At 71.3% G+C, this 4,985-nt stretch carries 5 protein-coding genes; 4 read left to right on the plus strand and 1 reads right to left on the minus strand.

What is annotated here, in order from left to right:
- Nucleotides 1–140: 140 nt before the first annotated feature.
- Nucleotides 141–653: a MarR family winged helix-turn-helix transcriptional regulator gene (locus ACFVZW_RS24125; RefSeq protein WP_384524776.1), complete on the minus strand. Its 513-nt coding sequence runs from the start codon at nt 651–653 to the stop codon at nt 141–143.
- Nucleotides 654–819: 166 nt separating this feature from the next.
- Here ACFVZW_RS24125 and ACFVZW_RS24130 point away from each other — a divergent pair, with 166 nt between their 5' ends.
- The 4 genes from ACFVZW_RS24130 (at nt 820) to alc (ending at nt 4,961) form a co-directional block, all read left to right on the plus strand.
- A complete protein-coding gene (locus ACFVZW_RS24130) occupies nt 820–1,767 on the plus strand; it encodes an EamA family transporter (protein ID WP_384524779.1) in 948 nt (315 codons plus the stop codon).
- 25 nt (nt 1,768–1,792) lie between these two features.
- Nucleotides 1,793–2,737 carry a DMT family transporter gene (locus ACFVZW_RS24135; RefSeq protein WP_384524782.1) on the plus strand — a complete coding sequence of 315 codons (945 nt, stop codon included), beginning with the start codon at nt 1,793–1,795 and terminating at the stop codon, nt 2,735–2,737.
- Between the two features lie 35 nt (nt 2,738–2,772).
- Nucleotides 2,773–3,693, plus strand: coding sequence for a LysR family transcriptional regulator (locus ACFVZW_RS24140; protein ID WP_384524785.1), 921 nt, complete (start codon nt 2,773–2,775; stop codon nt 3,691–3,693).
- A gap of 134 nt (nt 3,694–3,827) precedes the next feature.
- Nucleotides 3,828–4,961: an allantoicase gene (gene alc, locus ACFVZW_RS24145; protein WP_384524788.1), complete on the plus strand. Its 1,134-nt coding sequence runs from the start codon at nt 3,828–3,830 to the stop codon at nt 4,959–4,961.
- The last annotated feature ends 24 nt before the right edge of the window (nt 4,962–4,985 follow it).

Consider the following 4,985-nt stretch of genomic DNA (forward strand, 5'->3'; position numbering starts at 1 on the left):
GTTTGTGGTTGTTGGTGTGTCCCCGGGGCCGTTTGTTGGGGCCCCAACCCCCCCCCCCCCCACACCCGGAGGTGGCCCCCCTCTCGGGGGGGGGGGGGCGGGGGGTTCCGGCCGACGGCCCCCCGCGCCCTTGTGTGCGTTCACACGACCGTGGTCGCCAGCAGCTTGCGCAGCAGGCCCGCCAGCTGCTCCGCCTCCTCGGGCGTGAGCGCGGTCTCCATGGCCTCCCGCTGCTGGGCGAGCCCGGCGCCCACCGCCTGGTCCACCAGTTCGCGGCCGCGCTCGCTGAGCGTCACCCGCAGCCCGCGCCGGTCGTTGGGGTCGGGGCTGCGGCTGAGCAGCCCGGCCTTCTCCAGCTTGTCGAGCCGGCCCGTCATCCCGCCGGTGGTGATCATCAGCGTTGCCGTGAGCTCGCGCGGCGAGAGCGTGTAGGGCTCGCCCGAGCGGCGCAGGGTCGCCAGCACGTCGAACTCCCCGAGCGCCATCCCATAGGGCGAGTACGCCTTGTCGACGCGGCCGCGCATCGCGGCGGCCAGCCGGTAGATCCGCCCGAAGACGGCCATCGGCACCGTGTCGAGGTCGGGTCGGACGGCCGCCCACTGGTCGGTGATGGCGTCGACGGCGTCGTGGGCGGGGGTCTCGGTGCTGTCCATGGCGGCAGTCTCCTGATCGATCGACTCGACGGCAAGTAAGTCACTGGGCGGTAAGCCACTCCCAAGGAAGAAGCTTACGAGAAAGCGGCTTGCAAATAAGTAGCTTAGAGCTAAGCTACTTATCACCAAGTCACTCGGACCCACTCCGAACCAGGGGGGACCTGCCATGTCCCGCAAGGCCGCCGTCATCGCCCTCACCGCGCTCGCCCCGATCTCCTGGGGCTCCACCTACTTCGTCACCACGGAGTTCCTGCCGCCCGACCGGCCACTCTTCACCGGTCTGATGCGTGCGCTCCCCGCGGGGCTGCTGCTGCTCGCCGTCACCCGCAAGCTGCCGCAGGGTGCCTGGTGGTGGAAGTCCGCGGTCCTCGGCGGTCTCAACATCGGCGCCTTCTTCCCGCTGCTCTTCCTTGCCGCGTACCGGCTGCCCGGCGGCGTCGCCGCGGTCGTCGGCTCGGTCGGCCCGCTCTTCGTCGTCGGCCTGGCCGCCCTCTTCCTGGGCGACCGGCCCACCGTGCGATCCCTGCTCACCGCGATCGCCGCCGCCTTCGGTGTCAGTCTCGTCGTCCTGAAGGCGGGTGCGGCCCTCGATCTCGTCGGTGTGGTCGCCGGACTGCTCTCCGCCCTGTCGATGTCGGCCGGCACCGTCTTCACCAAGCGCTGGGGGAGGCCCGAGGGGGTGGGCGCGCTCGCCCTGACCGGCTGGCAGCTCACCGCCGGCGGCCTGATCATCCTGCCGATCGCCTTCCTGATCGAGGGCGCCCCGCCGGCCCTGGACTCAGCCAACCTGCTCGGCTACGCCTACCTCGCCTTCGGCAACACCGCGATCTCGTACTTCCTCTGGTTCCGCGGGATCGGGCAGCTGAGCGCCTCCTCCGTCACCCTCCTCGGCCCGCTCTCGCCGATCAGCGCGGCCGTCATCGGCTGGGCGGCGCTCGGGCAGGCGTTGGGCCCGGTGCAGCTCGCCGGAATGGCGATCGCCTTCGGTGCCACCCTGTTCGGCCAGCTGAACCCGCGTACCCCCGCCGTGAAGAAGGCCGAATCGTTCAGTTCAGCTGAAAGGAATGGTCAGGAACTTTCGATGGACCTGGAGGTTTCTTCGGTGCGACGGTAGAGCCTCACCGACCGAAAGGACCACCGTGACGCTTCTGGACCATGACCGCACCGAACCGAGAGCGACCGACGAGCCGGCACCCGCGAAGAACCTCGCGCGGGGGGCCGGCCTCGGCGTTCTCCTCGCGCTCGTCGCCACGGTCGTCTGGTCCGGCAGCTTCGTCGCCACCCGGGACATGGCCGACTCCGTCCCGCCGGTCCAGGCCGTCTTCTGGCGCTGGATCATCGCCCTCGTCGCCGTCGCCCCCCTCGCGGCCCGGCAGACATGGCGGCAACGGCACCTGATCCGCCGCCACTTCGGCTACGTCGCCCTGGCCTCGCTGTTCGGCGTCGCCCTCTACAACACCCTCGTGCACCAGTCCGGACTGACCACCTCCGCCTCCAACATGGGCATGATCATGGCCGCCTCCCCGGTGATCATGGCGCTCTACTCCCGCCTGGGCGGCGAACGCCTCGGCGCCCGCCGCACCTTCGGGATGCTCCTCGCCGCGCTCGGTGTGCTGCTCCTCGTCGGCAAGGGCTCCCTCGCCGTCGACTTCACCGCGGGCGACCTGTGGATGTTCGCGGCCGCCCTGTCCTTCGCCTCGTACAGCGCCCTGCTCAAGCGCAAGCCGACCGAAATCGGCGCCCTGGCCTTCCTCTTCACGACCTTCGTACTCGGCGCCCTGATGCTGCTCCCGGCGTACGGCGTCAGCCTCGCCGTCCAGGGTGGCTTCGACCCCACCTTCGGCGCCGTCGGACCGCTCCTCTATGTCGGAGTCTTCTCCTCCGCCGTCGCCTTCTTCGCCTGGAACAAGGCCATCACCCTCATCGGCGCGGCCCGCGCGGGAGTCGTCTACTACCTCCAGCCCGTCTGCGTGGCCCTGCTCTCGTACACCCTGCTGGGCGAGGAACTGGGCATCGCGGGCGGCGCATGCATGGCCCTCATCCTGGGCGGAGTGGCGCTGGCCAGTGCGAGAGCCCGTGCGTGAGCGGCCCACCCGTGGCCCCCGGTAGGTTGCGCCCCATGACCGAGTGGGACATCAAGAAGCTCCAGATCCTTCGCACCCTCCGCGACCGCGGCACCGTCACCGCGACCGCGGAGACGCTGCTCATGACCCCCTCGGCCGTCTCCCAGCAGCTCACCAACCTCGCCAAGCAGCTCGGTGTGCCGCTCCTGGAGGCGCAGGGGCGGCGGGTCCGGCTCACCGATGCCGCGCATCTCGTGCTCCGTCACGCCGAGGTCGTCTTCGCCCAACTGGAGCGCGCCGACGCCGAGCTGGACGGCTATCTGCGGGGCGAGGTCGGGCAGGTACGGGTGGCCGCGTTCTCGACGGCCGTACCCGCGCTCGTGGTCCCCGCCGTCCAGCAGCTGCGCACCGCGCACCCCGGACTCGACGTCCGGATCCGCGAGGCCGAGGCGTCCGAGGCGTACGAACTGCTCGGCGCCGGCGAGGTCGACCTGGCGCTCTCGCTCGCCGCGCACGCCCCCTCCGTCCGCGATCCCAAGTTCAGCCGCGTCCCCCTCCTGGCCGACCCGCTCGACGTCGCCCTGCCCGCCGGGCACCCGCTCGCGGACGCGCCCGGGCTGCGGCTCGCCGACCTCTCCGCCGAGCCCTGGATCTTCGGCGGCTCGGGCCCCTGGTCCGAGATCACCACCGCCGCCTGCGAGGCCGCCGGATTCGTGCCCGAACAGGCCCACAGCGCCGCCGGCTGGACCGCGATCCTCGCCATGGTCGAGGCGGGCATGGGAGTCGCCCTGGTGCCCCGGATGGCCTCCGCCGAGCGCCGCGCCGGAGTCGTCATGCGCGTCCTCTCCGCCGACCAGCCGCGCCGCCATGTCGTCGCGGCGGTACGGCGCGGGGCGGAGGAGGGGATCGCGGTGGCCCGGGTGCTCGGCGCGCTCCGCCAGGCCGCCGCCCAGCGCGAGACCGTTCAGCAGAGCTGACTGCAACATTGTTCAACAGAGCTGACCGCGACATTGTTCAGCAGAGCCGACCGCGACATTGTTCAGCAGAGCTGAAAATACCTGTCGAAAACATTCGATGGACCAACCAGGTCCTCGGGGCGCACAGTCGACGCATGACCTTCGAGACGAGCCAGGACCAGGACCCGCATGCCAACGACGCCGCCCCCTACGGCGGAGGCGACCCGTACGCCGACTACCGCACCGGTGACTTCCCCTTCACCGAGCTGGTCGACCTGGCCGACCGCCGTCTCGGCGCCGGTGTCGTCGCCGCCAACGACGAGTTCTTCGCCGAGCGCGAGAACCTCCTCGTCCGCGAGCGCGCCGTCTTCGACCCGGAGCACTTCGGTCACAAGGGCAAGATCATGGACGGCTGGGAGACCCGCCGCCGCCGTGGTGCCGACGCCGAGAACGTCTTCCCCGCCCCCGAGGACCACGACTGGGCGATCGTCCGCCTCGGCGCCCCCGGCGTCATCCGCGGCATCATCGTCGACACCGCCCACTTCCGCGGCAACTACCCGCAGCGGGTGTCGATCCAGGCCGCCGCCGTCGAGGGTTCGCCCAGCCCCGAGCAGCTCCTCGCCGACGACGTGAAGTGGGAGGAGATCGTCCCGCCCACCCCCGTACGCGGCCACGCCGCCAACGGTTTCGCGATCGACGTCGAGCGCCGCTTCACCCATCTGCGCCTGTGCCAGCACCCCGACGGCGGCATCGCCCGTCTGCGCGTCCACGGCGAGGTCGTGCCCGACCCCGAGTGGCTGGAGCTCCTCGGCACCCTCGACCTGATCTCCGTACTCAACGGAGGCGTGTACGAGGACGCTTCGGACAAGTTCTACTCCTCGCCGACCCAGATCATCCTGCCCGGCACCTCCCGCAAGATGGACGACGGCTGGGAGAACCGCCGCCGCCGGGTCCGCGGCACCAACGACTGGGTCCGCTTCCGGCTCGCCGCCCAGGGCGTCGTGCGCGCCGTCGAGATCGACACCGCGTACCTCAAGGGCAACTCGGCCGGCTGGATCGCCCTCCAGGGCCGCAACGGCGAGACGGGCGAGTGGTTCGAGATCATCCCGCGGACCAGGCTGCAGCCCGACACCCTGCACCGCTTCAAGCTGCCCGCGCAGGCCGTCGTCACCCACGTCCGCCTCGACGCCTTCCCCGACGGCGGCGTCGCCCGGATGCGGCTGCACGGCGCGCTCACCGAGCAGGGCGCGGCCGACCTGCGCTCCCGCTACGCGGCGCTCGGAGGCTGACACGCTTCCGCCCGGCGGGCGGAC

It is taken from the genome of Streptomyces sp. NPDC059567, from assembly GCF_042735655.1.
Lineage (GTDB): Bacteria > Actinomycetota > Actinomycetes > Streptomycetales > Streptomycetaceae > Streptomyces.

Coding starts and splice junctions, on each gene's coding strand:
- ACFVZW_RS24125 (WP_384524776.1), bottom strand. CDS start 653: ATGGACAGCACCGAGACCCCCGCCCACGACGCCGTCGACGCCATCACC.
- ACFVZW_RS24130 (WP_384524779.1), top strand. CDS start 820: ATGTCCCGCAAGGCCGCCGTCATCGCCCTCACCGCGCTCGCCCCGATC.
- ACFVZW_RS24140 (WP_384524785.1), top strand. CDS start 2,773: ATGACCGAGTGGGACATCAAGAAGCTCCAGATCCTTCGCACCCTCCGC.
- alc (WP_384524788.1), top strand. CDS start 3,828: ATGACCTTCGAGACGAGCCAGGACCAGGACCCGCATGCCAACGACGCC.